The sequence below is a fragment of the Sphingobacterium composti genome (assembly GCF_009829075.1).
Lineage (GTDB): Bacteria > Bacteroidota > Bacteroidia > Sphingobacteriales > Sphingobacteriaceae > Sphingobacterium > Sphingobacterium composti.
In genome coordinates this window covers 1-25,757 of record NZ_WUQZ01000004.1, presented here as the reverse complement: position 1 = coordinate 25,757, position 25,757 = coordinate 1, and the positions used below count along the sequence as shown (strand labels likewise).

General features: G+C 36.2%; 16 protein-coding genes and 1 rRNA gene. 5 read left to right on the top strand and 12 right to left on the bottom strand.

Annotated elements, in window-relative coordinates:
- Positions 1-19: 19 nt before the first annotated feature.
- The 3 genes from ligD to GOQ17_RS03945 are packed head-to-tail and all read right to left on the bottom strand — an operon-like array spanning position 20 to position 4,380.
- Positions 20-2,584 (bottom strand): DNA ligase D, encoded by a 2,565-nt coding sequence (gene ligD / locus GOQ17_RS03955; protein WP_159635120.1) that lies wholly within the window; start codon positions 2,582-2,584, stop codon positions 20-22.
- Positions 2,585-2,598: 14 nt separating this feature from the next.
- Positions 2,599-3,381, bottom strand: coding sequence for a non-homologous end joining protein Ku (gene ku, locus GOQ17_RS03950; protein WP_159635117.1), 783 nt, complete (start codon positions 3,379-3,381; stop codon positions 2,599-2,601).
- Positions 3,382-3,393: 12 nt separating this feature from the next.
- Complete coding sequence (locus GOQ17_RS03945; RefSeq protein WP_159635114.1) at positions 3,394-4,380, bottom strand: DNA topoisomerase IB; 987 nt, start codon at positions 4,378-4,380, stop codon at positions 3,394-3,396.
- Positions 4,381-4,591: 211 nt separating this feature from the next.
- Here GOQ17_RS03945 and glmS point away from each other — a divergent pair, with 211 nt between their 5' ends.
- Together glmS and GOQ17_RS03935 are read left to right on the top strand one after the other, a co-directional pair.
- Positions 4,592-6,433 carry a glutamine--fructose-6-phosphate transaminase (isomerizing) gene (gene glmS / locus GOQ17_RS03940; RefSeq protein WP_159635111.1) on the top strand — a complete coding sequence of 614 codons (1,842 nt, stop codon included), beginning with the start codon at positions 4,592-4,594 and terminating at the stop codon, positions 6,431-6,433.
- Positions 6,434-6,435: 2 nt separating this feature from the next.
- Positions 6,436-8,631: a DUF4954 family protein gene (locus GOQ17_RS03935; protein ID WP_159635108.1), complete on the top strand. Its 2,196-nt coding sequence runs from the start codon at positions 6,436-6,438 to the stop codon at positions 8,629-8,631.
- Between the two features lie 53 nt (positions 8,632-8,684).
- Here GOQ17_RS03935 and GOQ17_RS03930 read toward each other — a convergent pair whose 3' ends face one another.
- A complete protein-coding gene (locus GOQ17_RS03930; protein ID WP_159635105.1) occupies positions 8,685-9,128 on the bottom strand; it encodes an Hsp20/alpha crystallin family protein in 444 nt (147 codons plus the stop codon).
- 220 nt (positions 9,129-9,348) lie between these two features.
- Entirely contained in the window at positions 9,349-9,711 is a 363-nt protein-coding gene (locus GOQ17_RS03925; RefSeq protein WP_159635102.1) for a dihydroneopterin aldolase, read from the bottom strand.
- A gap of 60 nt (positions 9,712-9,771) precedes the next feature.
- Here GOQ17_RS03925 and GOQ17_RS03920 point away from each other — a divergent pair, with 60 nt between their 5' ends.
- From GOQ17_RS03920 to carB, 3 genes are all read left to right on the top strand, one after another.
- Positions 9,772-10,518 carry a 3-keto-disaccharide hydrolase gene (locus tag GOQ17_RS03920; RefSeq protein WP_159635099.1) on the top strand — a complete coding sequence of 249 codons (747 nt, stop codon included), beginning with the start codon at positions 9,772-9,774 and terminating at the stop codon, positions 10,516-10,518.
- 73 nt (positions 10,519-10,591) lie between these two features.
- The gene (locus GOQ17_RS03915) at positions 10,592-12,757 is read left to right on the top strand and encodes a S9 family peptidase (protein ID WP_159635096.1); all 2,166 of its coding nucleotides are present in this window, start codon (positions 10,592-10,594) and stop codon (positions 12,755-12,757) included.
- 211 nt (positions 12,758-12,968) lie between these two features.
- Positions 12,969-15,788 (top strand): carbamoyl-phosphate synthase large subunit, encoded by a 2,820-nt coding sequence (carB, locus tag GOQ17_RS03910; protein WP_159635093.1) that lies wholly within the window; start codon positions 12,969-12,971, stop codon positions 15,786-15,788.
- Positions 15,789-15,875: 87 nt separating this feature from the next.
- Here carB and GOQ17_RS03905 read toward each other — a convergent pair whose 3' ends face one another.
- The 7 genes from GOQ17_RS03905 to rrf form a co-directional block, all read right to left on the bottom strand.
- The gene (locus GOQ17_RS03905) at positions 15,876-17,204 is read right to left on the bottom strand and encodes a serine hydrolase domain-containing protein (protein WP_159635090.1); all 1,329 of its coding nucleotides are present in this window, start codon (positions 17,202-17,204) and stop codon (positions 15,876-15,878) included.
- A gap of 45 nt (positions 17,205-17,249) precedes the next feature.
- Positions 17,250-18,308: a formylglycine-generating enzyme family protein gene (locus tag GOQ17_RS03900; protein ID WP_159635088.1), complete on the bottom strand. Its 1,059-nt coding sequence runs from the start codon at positions 18,306-18,308 to the stop codon at positions 17,250-17,252.
- Positions 18,309-18,390: 82 nt separating this feature from the next.
- Entirely contained in the window at positions 18,391-19,812 is a 1,422-nt protein-coding gene (locus tag GOQ17_RS03895; protein ID WP_159635085.1) for a Gfo/Idh/MocA family protein, read from the bottom strand.
- Between the two features lie 255 nt (positions 19,813-20,067).
- Positions 20,068-21,372 carry a TolC family protein gene (locus GOQ17_RS03890; RefSeq protein ID WP_201288517.1) on the bottom strand — a complete coding sequence of 435 codons (1,305 nt, stop codon included), beginning with the start codon at positions 21,370-21,372 and terminating at the stop codon, positions 20,068-20,070.
- 1 nt (position 21,373) lies between these two features.
- Positions 21,374-24,451: an efflux RND transporter permease subunit gene (locus tag GOQ17_RS03885; protein ID WP_159635082.1), complete on the bottom strand. Its 3,078-nt coding sequence runs from the start codon at positions 24,449-24,451 to the stop codon at positions 21,374-21,376.
- A 10-nt stretch (positions 24,452-24,461) separates the two neighbouring features.
- Positions 24,462-25,532, bottom strand: coding sequence for an efflux RND transporter periplasmic adaptor subunit (locus GOQ17_RS03880; protein WP_159635079.1), 1,071 nt, complete (start codon positions 25,530-25,532; stop codon positions 24,462-24,464).
- A gap of 140 nt (positions 25,533-25,672) precedes the next feature.
- Positions 25,673-25,757 (bottom strand): 5S ribosomal RNA (gene rrf / locus GOQ17_RS03875); the annotation flags it as partial.

Genomic DNA, 25,757 nt, shown 5'->3' with positions numbered 1-25,757 from the left:
AATTTAAGCTTTCATAGAATTAATTTTCGTATTCAAGATTTTTAATCGCTTTCAAAATATCTATTCCCTTTCCCAATACTGGTTTAAATAAATCGCCTTTTTCTTTTATCCTATCCAAGGCATTGAATATGGTAAAATAAGTAGGCTTCAATCCAGATTTGACTTCATCCCAAGTCAAGGGCATAGAAACTGTCGCCTCTTTTTTAGGTCGGAGGCTATACACACTTGCTAAAGTCTGTCCACGACGATTTTGTAAATAATCGAGATATATTTTACTTTTATCACGCTTTTGCAAGCTTCTTTCCAAAGTAGTTAACTTAGGCAATTTCATCTGTACCATTTGCATCAAAACATGTCCAAAATCTTTGACTTGCTCAAAGGTATATTTGGCATTCATTGGAATATAAATGTGTATTCCCGTACTGCCTGAAGTCTTTGGATAACCTTCGATTTTACCTTGATCCAAGATTATTTTGACAGCCTGAGCAACTTCTATGACATCATCAAAGGAATTATTATCCGAAGGATCCAAATCTAACACCAGATAAGATGGCTTATCAAGGTTTGAAGTTTTACTCGTCCAAGGATTAAACTCTATACAGCCTAGATTATTCAGATAAGCCATCGTCGCTTTATCGTTGCACACCAAGTAATCAATGTATTTGTCCGTACTTTCCGAAAAAATCTCTTCTGTGGGAATCCAATTAGGTGTCTCCTCGGCTGCATCCTTTTGATAAAAACTCAATCCATTAATGCCATTTGGAAATCGATTTAAGGATTGCGGTCTGTCTTTGAGATGAGGCAAAATGAATGTTGCCATATTTTGGTAATAATCAATAACCATACTTTTGGTAATCCCTAATTCGGGAAAGTATACTTTATCCTGATTCGTTAATTTCAATTGTTGTGACCCAATCTTTTGGGTTATATCTCTCTTCCTGATAGAAGAATTATTAGAAGTAGTTGTTTTCATAGGAGAAGTATATTTTTCTGTTATTTGCCTTTCTTCGGAGGAAAAATAAATCGATTTGGAAGCCTTGTCGGTTCGCAAATGCAAGAAAACAGGATGTCGATAGATTAAATCTTTGGTGAGTTCGGTAAACTTGATTTCGGCTATTAGCTCAGGATTTACCCATGTTGTTTTGCCATTTGTTTTCGGCACGTTTTTAAACGGTGAAGTTTTACGTACTAAAGGTAGCATTTGACTGTGCAAATCTTTTAGGTCCTTTTCTTTGAAACCTGTGCCTACATGTCCACAAAACACCAATTCCTCACCAAGATATTTCCCCAAAATCAAAGAACCAAACTTACTTCGTGCCCCTTTTGCTTCTGTAAAACCACAAATAAGCGCTTCTTCCGTTTGCTGAACCTTAATTTTCAACCATTCCGAACTTCGGACTTTGGGTGAATAGTAAGAATCCACTTTTTTGGCTATTATGCCTTCTAAACCAAGATTTTTAGCTTCCTTAAAAAAAGAATTTCCTTTTTCCAGTACAAAATCATGGTATTGAACGGCCTCATTTGACACTAACGCTTCACTTAATAGCTCTTTACGCTGTAAATAAGTCAGATCTTGGGTAGAATGTCCATTGAGCCACAATAAATCGAAAACTTGAAAAATAACCGCTTGTTGATCATCTTCATCTAAATCTTGGATGCGCTGAAAACTTGGCTTTCCATTGGAGTCATACGCTACGATTTCACCATCTAAAACCATTTCATATGATTGTAGTTTCAAGGCATTGAATATTTTGGGAAATTTTCGAGAGAAATCAAGACCATTTCGGGAGTAGAGTTGAACTTTGTTATTACGCAAATCTGCTATCGCTCTATAACCATCCCATTTGATCTCAAAAGCCCATTCTTCACTATCAAAGGGCTTATCAGTAACTTTACAAAGCATTGGTGTGATGGTTTCGGGAAGTTTTTTATCTCTTCCAGAATTGGAAGAAGTTGATTTTTTCGAAAGGGTGATAACTTTTTCTTTCCCTTTGGACTTAACTTTTTTTTTACTTTCTAAGTAAGCTGTTACTTTGGAATCAGAATCTGTATATTTTTCAGCGTCGTATTTATTAGTTACAGCGTACTCATCCTTATGTTTGATAAGCAACCACGCATTATCCTGATCAGCATTTTTAATTTTTACCAATGCGAATTCCCCTTGCAACTTTTCACCATGCAGAATAATCTTTATTGACCCTTCTTCAAGCTCATTCTGCATCAATTTATCTGCAGATACGCGTTTGGTTTTATTTAATGGTTCATAATAGCCTTTATCCCAAATTTCAACTTCTCCAGCGCCATAATTTCCTTTTGGAATCGTCCCTTCAAATGTACGGTAAGCAAATGGATGATCTTCGACCATCATTGCTAGCCGTTTATCATTTGGATTCAACGAAGGCCCCTTAGGTACTGCCCAACTTTTGAGTACGCCATCTACTTCCAATCGAAAATCATAATGCAAGCGCGAAGCAGCATGACGCTGTACCACAAACTGTAGTCTTTTGCTTTTACGCGATTTCTTACCTTCGGGTTCGGCCGTTTCGTTGAAATTTCGCTTTTGATTATAAACCTCTAGTCCCATGGTATTGACCTTTACTAACCTGCGTTTTTCTTACCTTTCTCCAAACTCGCTTTCAACATAGCCATCAAATCAGATGCTTTTGCATCAGGTTCTTTTGCAGCAGATATTTTAACTTTTTTACCTTTTGCTTTTTGTTTGATTATTTTCAACAATTTCTCATTGTATGTATCCGTATAGTCTTTGGGATCAAAAGGTTTTGCCAATGATTTAATCAGCGATTCCGCTAGTTTCAGTTCTGCTTCCTTTGGTGTTGCCTTTCGAATCGGGATATTTAAATCTGCATAGCTACGCAATTCTTCAGGATAACGCATTCGATTCAGCATCAACATTTTATTATCATAAGGACGAATTAATGCCAATATTTCTCTTTCACGCATCACAAAAGATCCAATTCCACCCATTTTTGTTTTTAATAAGGCTTTCAGCAATAAGTTATACGCTGCCTCACCATTTTTTTGTGGCTCTAAGAAATATGGCGTTTCGAATAATGCGGAATCAATTTCAGCTTCTTTTACGAACTGCATAATGGATATTATTTTGGATTTGTCAGGACTCGCCGCTTCAAAATCTTCATCCTCCAACACGATATATTTGTCATCAAGTTTATAGCCTTTGACGATATTTTCCCAAGCTACCTCCTTTCCTGTCTCTTCGTTGACACGCTTGTAACGAATATTATTCAAATCCTTTTTATCCAACATATCCAAGTCCAACGTGCTTGATTCTGTAGCTGAATACAGCTTGATGGGAATATTTACTAATCCAAATCCAATTGCTCCATTCCAAATTGCTCTCATAATTGTCCAAATTTATTGCAGTCTTTTTTTTAGCAAACAAAGTACACCTAATTCTTCTACCGAAAGATTTTCATTCTTTTTTAATAACCGATTCACTTCTTTCTTGAAATAACATAATGTTTTTCCTTTCGTATAGTTATCAATAATTCGCGGATCGATATAAGATTTACGTGCTATTGCTGGTGTATTGCCCAGTCGTTCGCTTACTTTAATAACCGCTTCGCGTATGTTTTTGTTTAGTTTCCGTTGATCAACTTCCTCAATAGCCCCTAATTCATCTAAACTCATAGCCGCAATCACTGTTCCTGCCCACGTACGAAAATCCTTTGCTGAAAACTCCTCTCCCATTACTTCACGGATGTATGCATTAAGGTGTTGACTTTTGACATCCTGAATGCTTCCATCTTCATCGATGAACTTAAATATTTCGTAACCAGGCAGCTCATCTATTTCGCGCACAATCTTTGATAACTGTTTGTCCACTATGTGTTTTTCCTGCTTTTGAGCAGACTTACCAACATAATTAAACATTATCGTATTACCTTCAATTTTTAAATGCTTAGATCGGAGAGTTGTCAGTCCATAACTTTTATTTTGCTTTGCATAAATATCACTACCTGGTCTGAAGAACGCTATATCAAGTAGTCGTACCATGCAGGCCAAAACCTTGTTGCGATCCAATTTACGTTTGCGCAAATGCCGCCCAGTGATAGCGCGCATATGTGGCAACTGATTGGCAAATTGAAGAATACGGTCAAATTTCTTTTGCTCTTGACGCAGTCTAAAGCTACTGTTATAAATGTATTGTTTTCGTCCTTTGGCATCGAATCCTGTAGCTCTAATCTTTGCACGTGGCGAAGCATTAATTTCGACTTGAGTCCATGCAGGCGGTATTACCAAAGATTTGAATAAGGAAAGCAGTTTATCATCCTTGACAGGCTCCCCTTCTTTATCTTGATACGAAAAGCCTTTACCTCGTTTGATTCGATAATATTTCATCTTCACATTCATTAGCTCATTAAACTATTTAGCTCAAAAAAAGTTCTAAACAATCTATTATTTAATAAATGATTAGTGAGGATTATTGAATTGCAATAAATTTAAAATATTAATAAAAACTTTATTAACTATTGACGCTTCCAATTCACAAAACAAACGGTTGCGTTTACATATATTTGCACACCTATTAACTCAAAAACTTAATTAAAATATGTGTGGAATTGTCGGATATATTGGACAAAATCAAGCATATCCATACCTTATTGGTGGCTTAAAAAAATTAGAATACCGTGGATATGACAGTGCTGGAATAGCACTTCACAAGACTAACGACCTTCAAGTCGTTAAAAAAACAGGCAAAGTTGCAGCATTAGAGGAAGCGTTCAGAACTAAAGATACACAATCAACATTAGGAATTGGACACACGCGTTGGGCTACACATGGCGTTCCTTCTGATGAAAATGCACATCCTCATTATTCAAACTCTGGAAATTTAGCCCTTGTGCATAATGGCATAATTGAAAACTATGCTTCTCTTAAAGAAGAATTATTGCAGAAAGGTTATCAATTTAAAAGTGATACCGACTCAGAGGTTCTATTAAATTTTATAGAAGACATTTATCAAAACAACGATTGCTCATTAGAGGAAGCGATCCGAATCGCATTAAAAAGAGTAACTGGAGCCTATGTAATCCTTATACTATCAATAGAATATCCAGATACGCTTTTCGCAGCACGCAAAGGAAGCCCCTTGGTAATAGGAATAGGAAAAGGTGAGCATTTCTTAGGTTCAGATGCTTCACCAATGTTAGAATACACGAAAGAGGTCGTATATATTAATGACTATGAACTGGCAATAATTAAGGCCGATCAACTCATTCTCAAGAATCTCGGGAATGAAACATTAACTCCTTATGTGCAAAAACTTGACCTTGAATTAGCTGCTATAGAAAAAGGTGGCTATGAGCATTTCATGATCAAAGAAATCTACGAACAACCACAAGCTATTTTTGATTCTCTTCGCGGAAGGTTGGATCCAGAAAATTTATCCATTACGCTTAGCGGATTAGATAAAATAAAAGATAAATTAATCGCTGCGCGAAGAATAATCATTGTTGCATGTGGAACAAGTTGGCATGCAGGATTACTAGCCGAATATTGGATCGAAGAATTATGTCGTGTAAATGTTGAGGTAGAATATGCTTCCGAATTCAGATACCGCAACCCAATTATAACTTCAGATGACGTTATAATCGCTATTTCACAAAGTGGTGAAACAGCAGATACACTAGTTGCTTTAGAAAATGCAAAATCAAAAGGTGCAACTATTTTTGGAATTGTCAATGTTGTCGGTTCTTCTATAGCACGGATATCAGATGCTGGTATTTACACACATGCGGGACCAGAAATTGGTGTTGCAAGTACAAAGGCTTTTTCAGCACAATTAACAGTATTACTATTATTCGCAATTAAACTTGCCGAATTCAAACAATCAGCATCAGAAGAATTAAGAAAACAATTAACAAAAGAATTGAGCGAAGTCCCTCAAAAAGTACAATACATATTAGATAGCACAGTCGATGGAATAAAGGATATCGCAAAGAATTACCAACATGCCACAGATTTTCTATTCTTGGGGCGTGGGTATAACTTCCCTATTGCACTAGAAGGCGCATTGAAACTAAAAGAAATATCTTACATCCACGCTGAAGGTTACCCTGCTGCAGAAATGAAGCACGGTCCTATCGCTTTAGTGGATGACACGCTTCCTGTAGTTTTTATTGCCACAAAGGATAAAGTCCATGAAAAAATTGTCAGCAATATGCAAGAGATTAAAGCGCGCTCAGGAAAACTGATTTCAGTAGTCACTGCAGATGATCAACTGGCTATGAGCCTTTCGGACGAAAACATTCAAATCCCAGCAAGCCATGAAATTATAGCACCAATACTTGCTACCATTCCGTTGCAACTTTTATCATACTATGTTGGTATTGAACGCCAAATAGATGTCGATAGGCCCAGAAATTTAGCAAAATCTGTAACAGTAGAATAGATATGGGGAAAGTAAACAAACTACCACTAGAAAAACTAGGTTATGATTGGTTAGGTGAAGGTAAATTTAACAACACTTACCATCTACAATCAAACAAACACAAGACCACTATAAAATATCGCAACTTAACAGATACAGAGGTATCAGCCTTAATACAAAACCAAAACTATTCTCCCAACTGGGAGAATATTTTAGTTTCTGATCTATTCGATCCTGTTTTAGTTAAAAATTCAAAATTCTATGGACACATACGAATAGGTAATTTAAGCCCATACTATTTAGATTACAAAGACCTGAAGTTACCTGCTGGAATTTACAATAGTCAAATTATAAATTGTGAAATTGGTCATGATAATGCTATTCATCATGTACGCTATATGTCAAATTATATAACAGGAAATGACGTTATCCTGCTAAATATAAACGACATGGAAACCAGCAAAAATGCCAAATTTGGAAATGGAATTATCAAGGAAGATGAAGCAGAGGAAAAAAGAATATGGATTGAATTATGTAATGAAAATGGTGGAAGACCTATTCTCCCATTCGATGGTATGCAAGCTACAGATGCGTATATTTGGACACGCAATCGTCATGACAAAACTTTACAAGACAAATTTATAGAGATTACGGAATCAGCTTTTTCTAAAAAAAGTGGGTATTATAGTGAAATTGGCAATCAGGTTGTAATCAAAAACAGCAACATGATCAATGATGTGATAATTGGTGATTATGCCTATATAAAAGGTGTTAATAAACTCAAAAACGTCACTGTACACTCCACAGAAACTGCTTTTACCCAAATAGGCGAAGGTTGCGAAATAGTTAATGGAATAATTGGCTATGGTTGTCGCATCTTTTATGGTGTAAAAGCTGTACGTTTCATCTTATCATCTTTTTCACAATTGAAATATGGCGCTCGATTAATAAATTCATTTTTAGGTGACAACTCAACAATTTCATGTTGTGAAGTTTTGAATTCATTACTCTTTCCAGCGCATGAGCAGCATCATAACAATTCTTTTTTATGCGCTGCACTAATCATGGGACAAAGCAACATGGCTGCGGGGGCAACAATAGGGTCAAATCACAACTCTCGCTCTGCGGATGGAGAAATAATTGCTAATCGTGGTTTCTGGCCAGGATTATGCGTGAGTTTAAAACATAATTCCAAATTTGCTTCTTATTCACTCATTGTCAAAGGTGATTTTTTGTATGAACTGAATATAAAAACTCCATTCTCACTCATCAGTACTGATGTACAGAATGATAGATTAATTATCGTTCCGGGATATTGGTTCTTATACAATATGTATGCAGTGATGCGTAATTCAAAAAAATTCGTTGCGCGCGATAGGAGGACAATGAAAAATCAATATCTCGAATATGATGTGCTTGCACCGGATACAATCAACGAAATGTTTGAGTCTCTAGATATTATTGAAGAAGCAGTAGGCAAGTCAATATATCCTAATTGGGCTAATTACAAAATAGAGGGTAAAAAAATCTTACTAGATAATCAAATCAGGATTAATCAAGACATATATCTTGAAAACGTTGAATGCTCTAAACGAAAAGTCGTCTTATTGAAAGCAAGAGAAAGCTATAACTTATTCAAAAAATTAATCCGCCATTACGCCGTAACCCAAATCCTTGAACAACTCGTAGATACATCTGATGAATTCACAGAAATCTTAACTAAACTTAAAAGCTATAAAAATGCTACGAGAAAAGAATTTGAGAATATTGGGGGACAACTAGTTCCTAAAGATGATCTAAAAAATCTTTATGAAAATATTAAAGCAGACAGATTTAAAAATTGGAACGAAATACATCAGCAATATCATTATTGGAGTGCTAATTATCCAGAAGAAAAACTGAAACATGCCTTAGCATCACTTGCCGAGCTAACTGAAAATCCAATTATTGACTGGGACGTACAGTTTATCTCCCAGTTAATAGAAGAAAGTATAGCTACGCAACAATGGATTTATTCCGAAATTTACAATTCCCGCAAAAAAGATTACGAAAACCCTTTCAGGACAATGGTATATGAATGTGAAGATGAAATGAATATTGTAATAGGAAGTCTTGAAGACAATGCCTTCATAAAATCTGAAAAGGATGTTTTGGATGATTTTGTGAAAAGAGCGCAATCATTTCTCACTACTATAAAGAATTCAAATGTACACATATAGCAAAATAAAACCCCTCTATTGAGGGGTTTTACAATTTAACAACTAAAAATAAACTATTTTACTTCAATCAATCTTTTTGCAATAATCGCATCTTCTTTCTTACCAATTGTAACTTTCAAAATTCCATTATCGTAGTTTGCATCTATATTGCTATAATCTACCGTATCTGGCAATGTGAAAGATCTTGTGAAAGAAGTGTAACTAAATTCTTTTTTACTGTATAATTTACCTTCAACACTATTTTCTTCAGTCTTATCAACTGAAATCGAGATAATATTTTTATCTACATTGATTTTGAAATCGCCCTTTTCTAATCCTGGTGCTGCCAATTCAACCTCAAATGATTTTTCCAATTCAGTAATGTTTACGGCTGGAATACGAGTCACTAAACGATCAGTAATGAATGAATCATTAAACAAATTGTCAAATACACTATTCACAAATGGATTCACCACATCTGTATTTACTGCTTTAGTAGGAAATTTTAATAATGCCATTTTATAATCCTCCAATTTAATTTTATTCTTGTTTCTATTCTTGTTTCTAAAAATTTGTTAACTAATTACATCATCAATTATTCAACTTCTATACCAACAGATAAACAAAGACAAAATGACATGGTTTAGCTACAAAATAAGACAAAATGTCAATTTTCGTAAAAAAAAGAAGCCTTTTAGTGATCTAAAAGGCTTCTCTTCGATTATAATTACAAATATTCTAACTTCTATTGTAGAATAAAGAAACTTCTGAATTTGCTATATCACCACCAAATGGAGGATTAACTTTCCGAATAGACACATTCACATGTTCTGCGAACGTATATTTTTTTAACACTAGATCTATAATATCTTCTAGCGCTGACTCCAATAACTTACGCTTTGGACGCATCACGTCAACTAGAATTTGATAAAGTTCCTCGTAATTGATGGTATTCTTCAAATCTTCAGCATCCGAATTTTCAAATGGGAATACTACATCTAGATTGATGAAAAACTCATTTCCAAGCATTTGTTCTTCTTCATAAAAACCGATTGGCGAATAGAATCGCACTTCTTTAAGCGCCACCTTTTGTGTAATCATGATTTAAAAATAAACATTTTTGGGCTTTTTAATTATATTTATTGTATAAACTTAAATACTATGATCTATTCTAAAAATTTTCTAAGATTGACCTTGTTCTTTTTAGCTATTTCTACTGCTTCGTATGCGCAGACAAAATTCCAGCCTCAAGACACCGAATTTTACGAACCTAAATCAAAGATTGTTCACACTAGCCCAAATAAGGCTCCCAGCGATGCAATAGTACTTTTTGACGGAACCAATTTGAACCAATGGGAAAGCGCAAAAACAAAAGGCACAAATGCACCTTGGACAATAAATGATGGCGTACTAGCGGTAAAACCTGGCACTGGAGATATTCAAACCAAACAGTTGTTTGAAGATTTCCAATTGCATTTAGAATGGAAAAGTCCTGATATCATAAAAGGCGAAGGTCAAGGTAGAGGAAACAGCGGTGTATTCTTACAGGGATTATATGAGATCCAAATTTTGGACAATAACAATAACCCGACATATGTAAATGGTCAAGCAGCATCACTTTACAAGCAAAGACAACCATTAATATCAGCTGTAAAATCTGCCGGTGAATGGCACATCTACGACATCCTATACACAGCACCAAAATTCAACAAAGACAACATTCTGATTGCAAAAGGTTCTGTCACTGTATTACACAACGGTGTTGTTGTACACTACAACACACAAATAGAAGGAACAACAGAATACATTGGGATGCCTAAAGTAGTACCTCATGGAGCTGGCCCTATTATTTTACAAGATCATGGCGATCTAGTCAGCTTTAGAAATATTTGGATTAGACCTCTCTAAATATTTGATTTGAGATACTTTCACACGAAGTAATTAGAAATAATTAACTTCGTGTGAAAACTATTTCGATATCATGAAAAAGCTACTCATATTATTCTTACTAAGCAGCTCCACTGCATATGCGCAACGAAATTTCACTATAGATGAAACTGTCTTTGGACCAAGTAAATTTTCACCAACCACTGTCTACGGTGTACAATGGACTAAGAATAATGATATTCTAACTCACCTCACTCCTACTTATCAGGAATTAGTATCTCGTGATGCTAAAAATAACTGGAAAGAAGAGACCATTTCTACTGCTAGCGAATTAAAGTCAGCATTAGACAAAATAATTAGCTCTGATAAATTTAAACTAAATATATTTCCTTATTCCTACGAATGGATTGATGCAGAACATATCAAATTTCAATTATCAGCCGAAAAAAATCTCTACGACATTAGCTACAATGTAAAATCAAAATCCGCATCTATTATTAACAACATTCCAAATGGATTGACTAATGCTGAAACAAGCAAACATACAGCCTATTTACTAGGAAACAATATTGAAATCATAACAAGTGATGGTCAAAAAATCCAAGTTACTAAAGACACGATAAATGGGATAGTAAATGGCAGCGAGGATACACATCGTCAAGAATTTGGCATCAAAAAAGGAATGTGGTGGTCCGCAGATGGGAATCAATTATTGTACTATCGCAAAGACGAAACCATGGTTTCCAAATATCCGCTTCCGCAATGGAATAGTCGTGTGGCCACTATAAAAGACATTCGCTATCCGATGGTGGGAATGAAATCGGAAGAAGTTACTTTAGTTGTTTACAATATTGAAAACAAATCACACACTACTTTAAAAACCGGAGAACCAAAAGAGCAATATCTTACTTCCGTAACTTGGGATCCGAATAATGAATTTGTGTATGTGGGAGTATTAAACAGAGGTCAAGACCATTTAAAACTAAATCAATATAATGCAAAAAGTGGAGATTTTATTAAAACACTTTTTGAAGAAAAATCAAGCACTTGGGTTGAACCTCAGCATCCTCTAATATTCTTACCAAACAACAAAACTCAATTTCTATATCAGACAGATAAATATGGTTATAATCAATTATACCTCTACAATATTGAAGGAAAATTGATTAAACATTTAGGTTTCAATGATGTTATTGTTGATGATTTCAAAGGTTTTAACAGCAATTCGACAAAAGCTTACTATGTAGGTGTAACCAACAAAGGTTTAGAACGTCACCTTTTCGAGGTGGATATCAAATCTGGAAAAACAGTTCAATTAACTCATACAAATGGCTTACATAATGCATCCATTAGCCCAACAGGAAAATTTGTTGTAGATCAATTCAGTAATTTAAATACACCAAATAAAATTCAAATTATTGAAACTAAAAACAAAAAAGGTCATACAATTCTCGAAGCTGAAAATCCATTTGTAGGACAAATAAACTTACCTAAGATTGAATTCAAAGAATTCATATCTCCAGACGGAAAGACACCATTAAATGCTAGAATCACTTATCCCACGAATTTTGACCCAAGCAAAAAATATCCTGTCATGGTTTATTTGTACGGAGGCTCTCACGCGCAGATGATTACTGACAGATGGTTAGGTGGAGTTGGCTATTTCGATATGTATATGGCGCAAAATGGATATTTAGTTTTTACATTAGACAATCATGGATCAGATGCACGTGGACGTGATTTCACAAGAGTTACGCACAGACAATTAGGCGAAGCAGAAATGGCTGACCAATTGGTAGGGATTGATTATTTGAAATCATTAGCCTATGTTGATAAAGATAATATGGGGATTTTTGGATGGAGTTACGGTGGTTTTATGACTACGTCGTTAATGACAAAACACAACACAACCTTCAAAGCTGGAGTAGCTGGTGGCCCAGTAATGGATTGGAAATATTATGAAGTGATGTATGGTGAGCGATATATGGATACGCCACAAGAAAATCCGGAAGGCTACAAAAAAACTTCATTGCTAGACAAAGCTGATCAATTAAAAGGCAATTTATTGATTATTCATGGCGCACAGGATCCAGTTGTTGTGCAGCAGCATAGCATGGACTTCATAGAACAATGCATCAAAAATGGGATACAAGTTGATTATTTCCTGTACCCATCACATGAACATAATGTTCGCGGAAAAGACAGAGTACATATGTACGATAAAATAGCGAGATACTTTGATATGCATTTAAAGAAATAGAAAACTCAAAGCCTTACAAAATTTGTAAGGCTTTGTTATTAAAAGACCTTATAATGACAATAAATATTACTAATTTCTCAAGGTTTTTAAAAATATAATATATAACTTTGCACTCCGACAAAGCAGTCGGAATTCTCTTCCAAACTAAGGCATTTCTACCGCTTTTTCACAAACAACAAATAGTAATTTAAACTTTTTGATTTAATAAATAATGCCAAGAAACACCTCCATTAACTCCGTTTTAATCATAGGTTCTGGTCCTATTGTTATCGGACAAGCGTGTGAATTTGATTATTCAGGATCTCAAGCTGCACTATCTTTGAAAGAAGAAGGCATCAAAGTTTCAATAATCAACTCTAACCCTGCAACTATTATGACTGACCCAGTTGTTGCAGACAACGTTTATTTATTACCACTTACTTGCGAAAGTATTGAACAAATACTTCAAGAACAACAAATCGATGCTGTATTGCCTACTATGGGAGGTCAGACAGCGTTAAACTTGTGTATTGAGGCATCAGAGCGCGGAATTTGGGAAAAGTATAACGTTCAGGTTATTGGTGTTGATGTAGCAGCAATCGAAAAAACGGAAAACCGTGAAGAATTCCGTCAATTAATGATTGATATCGGTGTTGGTGTTGCGCCTTCAAAAATCGCTAACTCATTCCTAGAAGGTAAAGAAGCTGCGCAAGAAATCGGATTTCCTTTGGTAATTCGTCCTTCGTACACATTAGCTGGTACTGGTGGTGGTTTCGTACACAAGAAAGAAGATTTTGATGCAGCATTAAACCGTGGTCTTCACGCCTCTCCTACGCACGAAGTATTGGTAGAGCAAGCTGTATTAGGTTGGAAAGAATTCGAATTGGAGTTATTGCGTGATAAAAATGATAACGTAATCATCATCTGTACAATTGAAAACTTTGACCCAATGGGTATCCACACAGGAGACTCAATCACTGTGGCACCAGGAATGACGTTATCGGATAAATGTTATCAAGAGATGCGTAATCAAGCGATTAAGATGATGCGTTCGATTGGTAATTTCGCGGGTGGTTGTAACGTACAATTCTCAGTGAATCCAGAAAACGAAGATATTATCGCGATTGAGATCAATCCACGTGTATCTCGTTCATCAGCGTTAGCATCTAAAGCTACAGGTTACCCTATTGCAAAAATCGCTGCTAAATTGGCAATCGGATACAACTTAGATGAGTTGCAAAACCAAATTACAAAAACTACTTCTGCATATTTCGAACCTACATTAGATTACGTAATTGTAAAAGTTCCTCGTTTCAACTTTGATAAATTCAAAGGTGCAAACAAAGAATTAGGTCTTCAGATGAAAGCTGTAGGTGAAGTAATGGCAATCGGTCGTACATTCATCGAGGCATTGCAAAAAGCGGCTCAATCGCTAGAAACAGGTCGTGCTGGTCTAGGTGCTGATGGTCGTCAATTGCGCAATTTAGAAGAGATCATGCACAGCTTAGAGCATCCAAGTGCAGACCGTCTTTTCCATATTAAAGATGCTTTCGAATTAGGTGTTCCTTTGGAATCTATCCGTAAAGCAACTAACATAGACAAATGGTACTTACTTCAGATTCAAGAATTGGTTCAATTAGAAACTGAATTAAAAAGATATCAATTATCAAATATTCCACGTGATTTCTTCATGACCTTAAAACAAAAAGGTTATTCAGACTTACAAATCTCATGGTTGTTAGGTAATGTAACAGAAGATCAAGTTTACGATCGTCGTAAAGAATTAGGCATTAGTCGTGTGTACAAAATGGTTGATACGTGTGCGGCAGAATTCCCAGCACAAACGCCATACTACTACTCTACTTTTGAAGAAGAAAACGAATCAATCTCTTCTGATAAGAAAAAAATCATCGTATTGGGTTCAGGCCCTAACCGTATCGGTCAAGGTATCGAATTCGATTACTCGTGTGTACACGGTTTATTAGCGGCTAAAGAATGTGGTTACGAAGCTATCATGGTTAACTGTAACCCGGAGACTGTTTCTACAGACTTCAACATGGCTGATAAGTTATACTTCGAGCCTGTGTTCTGGGAGCACGTACGTGAGATTATCGAGCTAGAGAAGCCAGTAGGTGTTATCGTACAATTAGGTGGTCAGACAGCACTTAAAATGGCTGACAGACTAGAAGCTTTAGGCGTAAAAATTATAGGAACTTCATTTGGCAATATGGACTTAGCTGAAGATCGTGGTAGTTTCTCTGATTTATTAAAAGAATTAGAAATTCCTTATCCGAAATACGGTGTAGCAACTTCAGCAGAAGAGGCTATTAAAGTAGCAAATGAGGTAGGTTATCCAGTATTGGTTCGTCCTTCGTACGTTTTAGGTGGTCAAGGTATGAGCATCGTTATCAACGACGAAGACTTGGAAAAAGCTGTTGTAAACTTGCTTAAAAATCTTCCTGGAAATCAAATCTTAATTGACCATTTCTTAGACAGAGCTGAAGAAGCGGAATCGGATTCAATTTGTGATGGAGAGGATGTACATATCATCGGTATGATGGAGCACATCGAGCCTGCGGGTATCCACTCTGGTGACTCTTACGCGGTATTACCTCCATTTAGTTTATCACAAAATGTACAAGCTAAGATGGAAGAATATTCTATCAAATTGGCAAAAGCATTAGACGTAAAAGGATTATTGAATATTCAGTTTGCTATCAAAGGTGAAAATGTATACGTTATCGAGGCTAACCCTCGTGCATCACGTACCGTTCCTTTCATCGCAAAAGCATACGATGTTCCATACATCAATATTGCGACTAAAGTAATGTTGGGTGAGAACAAATTGAAAGATTTCACTATCGAACGTAAGTTAACAGGATGGGCAATCAAAGAACCGGTATTCTCGTTCTCGAAATTCCCTGAAGTAGACAAACAATTAGGTCCTGAAATGAAATCAACAGGTGAAGCGATCCGCTTTATCAAAGATTTGCAAGATCCTTACTTTAGAGAATTGGTATCTAAAAAATCAATGTTCTTGAACGCACAATAAGCAAACAAGAAATATTATAAAGGAACTCCCTTGCAAGCAATTGTGAGGGAGTTTTTTTGTTTTAATAATGCTAATTTTATATCAAGATTACTCTCCTATTCTGTTCATCTCAACTCTTTCTCCTCCTTGAAGGAGAATCAATTTATTTTCTTGAGGTAAAAATTCAATCTTTAAACCGTTTGCTTCGTTCACAAATTTATTTCCTTCATAACAATCTAAAATTATAGCTTCTTGATTTTTTGCTTGAGCCTTCAGCACATTGTTTTCTACAAAAACAAATACTTCTAAAGGAATTTCGGTATTCGTATAATTACCTAAATATTTATCCAATTCTTCTGCAAACAGTTTAATGATTGTGTAGTTCGGTAATTCATAATTCTTCTCAAACAAGTTACTCAAAATAGCAATATAGATTTCATTACGTTCATATCTAGAAGCATTTAACATTATACTGTAACTCAAATCTAAGTCAGCATTATAACCAACTGTTGTATGTGTTCCATAAGTATCTCCAGCATGACCATAGAAGGAAAAATTATAAAAAGGCATTATGTACATTCCCCTTCCGTAAACTTCTTTCGTAGTAGTGTCAGGCTTCATAATATTCAAAGATTCTTTACTAAGCAACTTACCCTTAAATAAACTATTGATAAAGAGATTCATATCGTGCGTTGTACTCGTTATATCTCCTACTCCTATTACATTCGAAAAATCAAACTCCTTTACCGTTTCCCACTTATCAGAAAAACTAAAACTTCTAAAAATCTTATTTTGCTTTGGTAAATAGGATTTGAAACTTTTCAATCTCAAAGGTTTTATTATTTCTTTGATAATGATACTGTTATAATCCTTTTTATATAATTTGTCTAAAATTCCAGCTAATAAATAATATGCAGAATTGGAATATTTGGTTTTTTCATTAGGTTGAAATAGCACCCCTTGTCTGATAATCTCATTTATAATATCTTGAGATGATACGCGTTGAGTTAACCAAGTCTCATCGCCGTCTTTCGACACATAATCTCCAAGTCCGCTAGAATGTTCTAATAGATTTTTAACGGTTATTTTATCAGAATTAGGAATTTCCGGATAAAATTGTTCTAGTTTAGTATCCAGGCTCAACTTATTATCTTCTATCAATTTGAAAATCAAAGTAGCTGTAACCATCTTTGTAATAGAACCTATTTGGTAACGATTATTCTTTTGAGAAATTTTATTAGGAATATTCTTTTGTCCAAAACTTCGATTATATACTTCTTTACCTTCCTTAAAGATTGATACACTGCCAATAGCTATATTATTATCCTCTAATTCAGTAAGCAAACTATCGACTTTATTAAAAGAAGTTTGCGCCTTCGCTAGATTTACTTGAAATAATACAAATAGCAGTATAAAAAATGAGTACTTTAATTTCATTGTATTCTTTTCTTTAAAAATATAAATTTTAAAGAAACAAAAATGTTAAATATCCTTAACACAACGAAATCCAACATTATTGGTTGGGCTATTGATTTCACCTTTGCCTCTACCGCCAGCTTTGTAGCGTTCGCAATAACTATCTACACATAGAAAAGAACCGCCACGTTGCACGCGTTTGACTAAGCCTGGCTCTTGTGGATCGTGCGAATCTCCTGGACCTTTGGGGTTAACTTTAGTGCCATTGGTATCGTATCCTGAACGGTAGTAATCCGAACACCATTCCCATACATTTCCGACCATATCGTATAGCCCAAGTGCATTAGCGGGAAATGATTTCACAGGAGCTAAACCAGCAAAACCATCTAGTTTAGCATTATTTTTCGGAAAAGCACCTTGATAGGTATTCGCCATCCACTTTCCATCTTTTTTCAACTCCTTACCCCAATAATAATCTTCATTTGTATGACTATTTGCTTTCGCGGCTAATTCCCATTCTGCTTCGGTTGGTAAGCGTTTTCCAGCCCATTTCGCATAAGCTTCTGCGTCTTCATAAGCAATATGCACAACGGGATGATTTTCTCTCCCTTTTATACTGCTTTTAGGACCTTCTGGATTCTTCCAACTTGCGCCTTTGACATATTCCCACCATGACAATGGATTTTCTAAATCATGCGTCTCTAGATTACCCACAAAAACTGCTGAGCCAGGAACCAACATCACTGGATCAACACCTGGAAATTCTTTCGGATCTAGCGGTCTTTCTGCTATCGTCACATAATTTGTTTCCTTTACAAATCGTGTAAACTGCGCATTCGTAACTTCATGTTCATCCATGTAAAATGAATTTACTTCGACTACATGTTTAGGTTTAGCATCTTCAAAATAATCCGATCCTAACGAGAACTTTGCCCCTTCTATTAAAATCATACGCACCGAATCCTTACCAATTGCTACATTTTCTGCACCTATAGACGATAGACGATTGGGTATACTTCCCATTGCACAGGTCACTGCATCTTCCAAGGGCTTTTTCGTTTGTTGTTTTGGATTTTCTTGACACGAATAAAAAAATATAAAAGGTAATAGGTAGTAGACTTTCATAATAGCGATTTAACTTACTAAAATAAAAAAAGGCTTCAAGAAAAAACACTTGAAGCCCAAATATTATAGAAAAATCTATGAACTAAACACTCAATTGATTTCCTTTGGCGTCTTTTTTTGGACGAATTCCTGTGTTACCACCACCTTTTAATGTCAATTCAACAGGCTTATTTGAAATCCAAGTACCTTGTGTAAAGTCAGGAAATTCAACAGTTTTACCTTTTTTAGTTGATTCCACACTCAATGGTACAATAGCAGACCAAGCTGCAGCATCATACACATCTTGATCCAAAGGCAATCCATTACGTAAACAGTCTACCAATCTCCAATCCATCATGAAATCCATACCGCCATGACCACCAACTTTCTTAGCTTGCTCACCGATGAATTTTACGATCTCTGGTGTATATTGCTCACGCAATTTGTTTAATTCTTCTTCTGGTAGGAAATCATGTCCATTTTTGTGTGATTTTAAACTAATACCAATTTTAGGGTATTTCTCACAGAAACCTTTTGTACCACTCAGCATATGGATACGTGAATATGGACGAGGTGAAGTCACATCATGTTGAATCATGATTGTTTTACCTTTTTGCGTACGAATCAATGTCGTGTGCATGTTTCCACGGAACTGCGCACCCACAAATTGACCATATGTAGCCGGATCTTCTTTTGCCAAACGTTTAGCTTCTTCACCCATTTGGAAATCATTTGAAGCCACATTCACTAATGAAGTCATCACGTCACCGCGGTTTACATTTAGACATTGTGCTACTGGACCAATACCATGCGTTGGGTATAAGTTACCGTTGAAACGAATATTTTCTTTTAATCTCCAGAAATCATCGTAATATGTTTTGCTGAAATTTAAATCTAATAAGTCGTGGATGTAAGCACCTTCTGCGTGAATCAATTCACCGAAAACACCAGCTCTTGCCATTCCTAAAGTTTGCAATTCGAAGAAATCGTAACAGCAGTTTTCTAACATCATACAATGTTTTTTCGTCTCTTCAGACACGCGAACCACTTTCCAACAATCTTCTACTGTCAAACCAATAGGCACTTCACAACCAACGTGAGCACCTGCTTTCATACCTTCGATACTCATCTCCGTATGGTAATCCCACGGTGTACAAATGTACAATAAATCGATTTTCACAGATTTCAACATCTCTCTCCACCCATCTTCACCAGAGAAAGCAGCAGGTTTTTTCAATCCACGCTGTGTTACCGTATTCTGATGTTTGGTTACTCTATCGGCATGCTTATCACATAATGCTACGATTTCCGCGCCTTCGATATATGTATATCTATCTACAGCACCAGATCCTCTATTACCTAACCCTACGAAAGCAACACGTACTTTATCAATTTTTGGCGCAGCATATCCAGACATATTAAATCTTGGAGCCTCAGCTGCTTTCACATGTAATGCGGGTAATGAAATCGCCGTAGCGGATAGCAATGATGCCTTTTTGAGAAAATCTCTTCTATTTGTACTCATACAATTTTGATTTATAAATCTTTGTCTTAAATTAAAGGGGCAAAAAGCCCCCTTAAAAATCACCTATATTAAAACAAACTAAACAGTCACTAACAAGAAAACCAATGCATTAATTTTCTTAGGTCTTCATGGTTTATATGATAATGTTCTTCGTATTATCTTTAACAATTATAATTTATAATTATCAGATTATAAAATCATTCACAAACGCAAACGTTTGTCTTATTTTACGAATTCGATTGCCTATTTCGTTTGTTACAATTCGATTTTACCAATTAATTCCATCAATAAGGTTTCCGACAACTTTGCTTGTGTCTTAGCAGAATTATATCGAGATACCGCATTTATAAAATTTTCTTGCGCATCCCGAAATTCTACAGCACTTAAGGTTCCGATTTTGTATTTATCCAATGTTATGTTCATATTTTGACGTGCAATCTGTTCATTCTTCTCTTCCAATTTCACCAATTCTAAATTGGTTTTGTAAACATTGAAAGCTTGAGCAATTTCTGATTCAATTTGCAAATTCATTTGTTCAATCTGCATATCTGCATTTTCTATTCGAAGCTTAGCGATACGCTCATTTCTTCTTTGATTGAAACCATCAAAAATATTAACCGAAGCGGTCACGCCATACGTCAATCCCCGAGATTTGGATTGCGCAACGAATCCCAAACTTGATTCAGATTCGCTAAAGTTGTACCCTCCATTCAACCGAACTGTGGGATAACGATTGGCCTTTACCGTTTTTTCTTCCAATTCGGCCAATCTTCTATTTATGCTGATTAAAATCAAATCAGGATTAGTAGATTTTGACTGTTCTAATAAATTGCCAAGTGTAAGGGTTTCATCAATCGCAACTTCTCGAATAACTTGAAAATCTTGTTGCAATTCTCTTGCTAAAAGATTATTTAAAACAATTTTAAGATTCTTAACGACATTTTCCTGTTTTATGCGGTTCGATTCGTCTGTATTCAGATTTACCTGAACATTTAATACTTCCAAACGCGAAGCTTTGCCTATTGAAAATCTATTTTCGGCTGTCCGTAATCTTTCTTGCGAAATAACTATACTCGAATCAATAGCCGACAGCAAATTTTGCTGTTCGACAATTGTATAATAAGTAGAAATCACATCCGAAATACGAGTCACCACCGAACGTTGCAATTCGGCTTCACCTTGTTTTTGTAACTCTTTCAGCGTCTCATAACGGGAAAACATCCCTAATCCGTCAAATACAGTCCAACCGACACTAATTCCATAATTGAGACTGTTATTCTTCGCATTGTCTAAAGCTCTTACATCACCATTCGCTTGGGTCTGATTAGAATTGGATAAACTATTATTTTGGTTGAAATTACCAGTTACTGTTGGCAACATGCCTGCATTTCCAGGCGTAACATTCTCTTGTGCGACTCTTAAATTATTCTGAAATAATTTGATATCGTAATTATTTTCTAATGCAATAGCTATGGCTTCTTTTACTGTCAGTAATTCTTGTGCTCTGCCTACCTGCGTACAAAGCAACATACATATTGCAATTCTAATCACCCTTCTCATACTAATCTTCTAAATTATCAAACTCTGGTCTGTGTTTTCTTTCACGGGACATCATTAAATAAAATGCAGGAATCACGAAAAGTGTCAAAATTAATGAAAACATAGTTCCACCTACAATTACAACACCCATTCCGACTCGACTTGTCGATGCTGCTCCTAATGACATAGCTATTGGCAATGCTCCAAAAGCAATTGCTAGGGATGTCATTAAAATAGGTCTTAAGCGCGCTTCCGCCGCTTCAACTACAGCAGTATATTTATCCATTCCTTGCTCTCGCAATTGATTCGCAAATTCAACAATCAAAATTCCGTTTTTGGTTACTAATCCAATCAACATGATTGTTCCGATTTGGCTAAAGATATTCCAAGTTTGGCCAAAAAGCCATAATGAAAATAAAGCTCCTGCTACGGCTAATGGTACCGTAATGATTATAATAATTGGATCGGTGAAACTTTCAAATTGTGCTGCTAAGATTAGGAATATCAATAAAACGGCGAGACCAAACGCGAACATCGTATTCGAACCACTCTCGACAAAATCTCGAGACTCTCCTCCTAGATCCGTGGTAAAAGTTTCATCCAACACTTTCTCGCGTATGCGCTCCATTGCCTCAATACCTTCGCCCATACTTCTACCCGGAGCTAATCCTGCGGATACTGTAGCAGACATATAGCGGTTGTTGTGATACAATTGTGGTGGACTACTGCGCTCTTCCAATTCGACAATATTACTCAGTTGAATCAACTCACCTTTGTTACTCTTCACGTACATCGCAGCCAAATCATTGGGTGTCGCTCGATCTTTACGATCAAATTGTCCCATGACTTGATATTGCTTACCATTCATCATAAAATAACCAAAGCGCTGTCCAGAAAGTGACATTTGCAATGTCTGTGCGACATCCAATACAGATACGCCTAAAGATTGTGCTTTTTCCCTGTCAATTGTGACATAAATTTCAGGTTTGTTGAATTTTAAATTCACATCTGTGATAGAGAAAGTCGGATCGTGAGACAACTCCTCCATGAAAAGCGGAATTTTTTCTTCCAACTGTTGAAAGTTTTGAGCTTGTATGATATATTGAATAGGCAAACCACCTCGTCTATTAACAGAAATAGTTGGTTGTTGTGATACTGCAACGCGAGCTTCAGAAAACTTTCGTGTCAATTTCGATAAGTCATTTGCTATCTCTTCTTGCGAACGCGTTCTATCTTCAGGATTTACCAATCCTAAACGAACCATCCCACTATTTACCGAAGCCGAACCAAAACCAGGCGAAGTTATCACCAAACTTACTTTCTTTTCAGGTACAGAATCATTTATCAACATGGTCAAATCCGTCATAAACTTATCCATGTAATCGTACGATACGCCCTCTGGCGCAGTCACGCGTAAACTCAAATAACTACGGTCATCATAAGGTGCCGTTTCTTTGGGTAAAAGTTGGAAGAATAAATAAATTAATCCAAAACAAGCAATTAGAATTGCGAAACTTAGCCATTTGAATTTTAAAAATCCTTTGAGTGAGTTGGCGTATTCGGTATTCATTGCCACAAAATACTTTTCTGTACGTTCGTAAAATTTACTTTTCTTCTGTTCACCACCTTTCATCAGATAGGCATTCAACATAGGTGTCAGCGTGAGGGCAACAAAAGCAGATATCAATACCGCGGCACCGATGACTATTCCGAATTCTCGAAACAAACTTCCAACAAATCCTTCTAAAAATATCACAGGTAAGAAAACGGCAGCCAATGTTACCGATATGGATATTACCGCAAAAAATATTTCATTGGAACCTTTGATAGCAGCTTCAATTGGAGACATTCCTTCTTCGACCTTTTTGAAAATATTTTCTGTTACCACAATACCATCATCCACAACTAAACCCGTCGCCAATACAATAGCCAGTAAAGTCAATACATTGATAGAGAAGCCACACAGATACATGATGAAAAATGTAGCTATCAAGGATACTGGAATATCAATCAATGGACGGAATGCGATAGACCAATTACGGAAGAATATATAAATAATGAGGACCACCAATATTACGGCAATAATCAATGTTTCGACGACCTCCAATACCGATTTCTTCACAAATTGTGTATTGTCAATAGCGATATTCATTTCATATCCTTCGGGAAGGTCGGATTGCATTTTATCAAATTCTGTGTAGAATCTGTTTGCGATTTCTAGGTAATTGGTTCCAGGTTGTGGTATAATATTTAAACTCACCATCGGGAATCCAGAATCCGACATTTTGGTTTCGAAATTTTCTGCTTCCAATGCTGCTGTTCCAATATCGCCCAAACGCACTACCCTAGTTTGATCCGCACGGATTATGATATCATTAAATTGTTCTTCGGTCGAAAGATTTCCTATTGTTTTAACCGTCAATTCTGTATTCGCTCCCGTCAACTTTCCGGATGGTAATTCTACGTTTTGACTATTCAACGCATTACGTACATCCATCACCGTCAAGCCATAAGAAGCTAATTTGTTTGGGTCAATCCAAAGACGCATGGCATATTTTCGCAATCCCCATATTTGAACGGAACTAACGCCTGGGATAGTTTGTAAACGTTGTGAAATAACATTTTCGGCATAATCAGAAAGTTCCAACACATTGTGCGTACGACTTTGCAGCGTCATCGAGATAATAGGTTCGGAGTCTGCATCAGCTTTTGAAACGACAGGTGCGGCATCGATATCTTGAGGTAAGCTTCGCATAGCTTGTGATACCTTATCACGCACATCATTTGCTGCAGCTTCTAAATCTTTATTGAGGTTAAACTCAATGTTGATGTTACTCGAACCTTGTGAACTCGTAGAAGTAATGTTTCGAATACCATCAATGGAGTTAATCGCCTTTTCTAAAGGCTCTGTAATTTGTGATTCAATAATATCTGGATTCGCGCCTGCATAAATGGTGCGTACCGAAATCTGTGCAGGATCAATGGATGGAAACTCACGTACACCTAAGAAAGTATAGCCGATGATTCCAAACAAGATTAACATCAAGTTCATGACAATGGTCAGAACCGGACGTTTTATACTCAAGGTGGATAAACTCATTTTCTATAGATTAACGTAAAATAACTTGAACTGGAGAGCCATCACGCAACGACATCACGCCAGAAGTCAAAATGGTATCTCCCTCTACCAAACCTTTTGTGATTAACACATCAGCATCTGTACGGCCACCAGTTTCTACGATAACTTCTTTGGCTTTACCCTCGCGTAATACAAAAATCTTTTTACCATTCTGAATCGGGATTAATGCTTCAGCTGGAACCAATAAACCATTATCCACCGTTTCAAGTGGAAAGGTCACATTAGCAAATACGCCAGGAATAAGTTTGTTACTGCTATTTTTGCTGATGGCTTTAACTAGAAGTGTACGTGTATTCGCTTCAATCACAGGCTCAATAGCATAAACAACAGCTGAGAATTTCTGTTCATCTCCTTGAATAGAGAATTCTACTTGGCTTCCTTTATTTACCATATGGGCATAACGTTCGGGAACGGAGAAAAGCAATTTAACCTGTGCTGTATTTGCAAGATTAGCAATAACATTAGCAGGTGTGATGTAGCTACCTTTTGAAATATTGCGTAAACCAATTTTTCCTGAGAATGGCGCACGAACTAAAGTTCTGCTTAATTGTGCATTTATTAATTGTATTTGGGATTCAGAAGTGCGGAAATCTGCTGATGCAATGTCGTATTCTTCCTGACTAATCGCTTCTTTTTCTAAAAGTAGTTTGGCTCTTCGTGCGTTTTCACCCGCTAACTCCGAGCGTGTTTTTGCTTGAGCTAACTGTGCGCGTAATTCGGCATCGTTTATTTTAAGTAGTACTTGTCCAGCAGACACTTGACTTCCTTCTTGAAAATTCAGATTCTCTACTATTCCTGACACTTCGGAATGCAGTTCAACTACTTCATTGGCTTCTATAGAACCACTCAAAGATAAGTAATCTGCAAAAGGTTGACCTTGTACTACACGTCCATAGACTTTATTTCCCCCTCCTGCGCGGTTAGCTCCCCCAGCTGATTTATTTGCTTCATCTTTTTTGGTATTGGTAATAATACGATATGTCACCAATCCCAATACGATCAATAATCCAATGCTCAAAAATATTATGGCTTTTTTACTCATAAGTTTAGATATCTATTTGCCCTACAAACGAATACACAAGATAAAGCTATTTGCGTTAAGATGTTGTAAAAATGTAGATATAAAAAGTTTCTAAACACAAAAAACCCCTTATCATTTTACTGATAAGGGGTTTGTATAAAAAAAGGCACCGACCTACTCTCCCACCTGTTACGGCAATACCATCGGCTCGGGCGGGCTTAACTTCTCTGTTCGGAATGGGAAGAG

Coding starts and splice junctions, on each gene's coding strand:
- ligD (WP_159635120.1), bottom strand. CDS start 2,584: ATGGGACTAGAGGTTTATAATCAAAAGCGAAATTTCAACGAAACGGCC.
- ku (WP_159635117.1), bottom strand. CDS start 3,381: ATGAGAGCAATTTGGAATGGAGCAATTGGATTTGGATTAGTAAATATT.
- GOQ17_RS03945 (WP_159635114.1), bottom strand. CDS start 4,380: ATGAAATATTATCGAATCAAACGAGGTAAAGGCTTTTCGTATCAAGAT.
- glmS (WP_159635111.1), top strand. CDS start 4,592: ATGTGTGGAATTGTCGGATATATTGGACAAAATCAAGCATATCCATAC.
- GOQ17_RS03935 (WP_159635108.1), top strand. CDS start 6,436: ATGGGGAAAGTAAACAAACTACCACTAGAAAAACTAGGTTATGATTGG.
- GOQ17_RS03930 (WP_159635105.1), bottom strand. CDS start 9,128: ATGGCATTATTAAAATTTCCTACTAAAGCAGTAAATACAGATGTGGTG.
- GOQ17_RS03925 (WP_159635102.1), bottom strand. CDS start 9,711: ATGATTACACAAAAGGTGGCGCTTAAAGAAGTGCGATTCTATTCGCCA.
- GOQ17_RS03920 (WP_159635099.1), top strand. CDS start 9,772: ATGATCTATTCTAAAAATTTTCTAAGATTGACCTTGTTCTTTTTAGCT.
- GOQ17_RS03915 (WP_159635096.1), top strand. CDS start 10,592: ATGAAAAAGCTACTCATATTATTCTTACTAAGCAGCTCCACTGCATAT.
- carB (WP_159635093.1), top strand. CDS start 12,969: ATGCCAAGAAACACCTCCATTAACTCCGTTTTAATCATAGGTTCTGGT.
- GOQ17_RS03905 (WP_159635090.1), bottom strand. CDS start 17,204: ATGAAATTAAAGTACTCATTTTTTATACTGCTATTTGTATTATTTCAA.
- GOQ17_RS03900 (WP_159635088.1), bottom strand. CDS start 18,308: ATGAAAGTCTACTACCTATTACCTTTTATATTTTTTTATTCGTGTCAA.
- GOQ17_RS03895 (WP_159635085.1), bottom strand. CDS start 19,812: ATGAGTACAAATAGAAGAGATTTTCTCAAAAAGGCATCATTGCTATCC.
- GOQ17_RS03890 (WP_201288517.1), bottom strand. CDS start 21,372: ATGAGAAGGGTGATTAGAATTGCAATATGTATGTTGCTTTGTACGCAG.
- GOQ17_RS03885 (WP_159635082.1), bottom strand. CDS start 24,451: ATGAGTTTATCCACCTTGAGTATAAAACGTCCGGTTCTGACCATTGTC.
- GOQ17_RS03880 (WP_159635079.1), bottom strand. CDS start 25,532: ATGAGTAAAAAAGCCATAATATTTTTGAGCATTGGATTATTGATCGTA.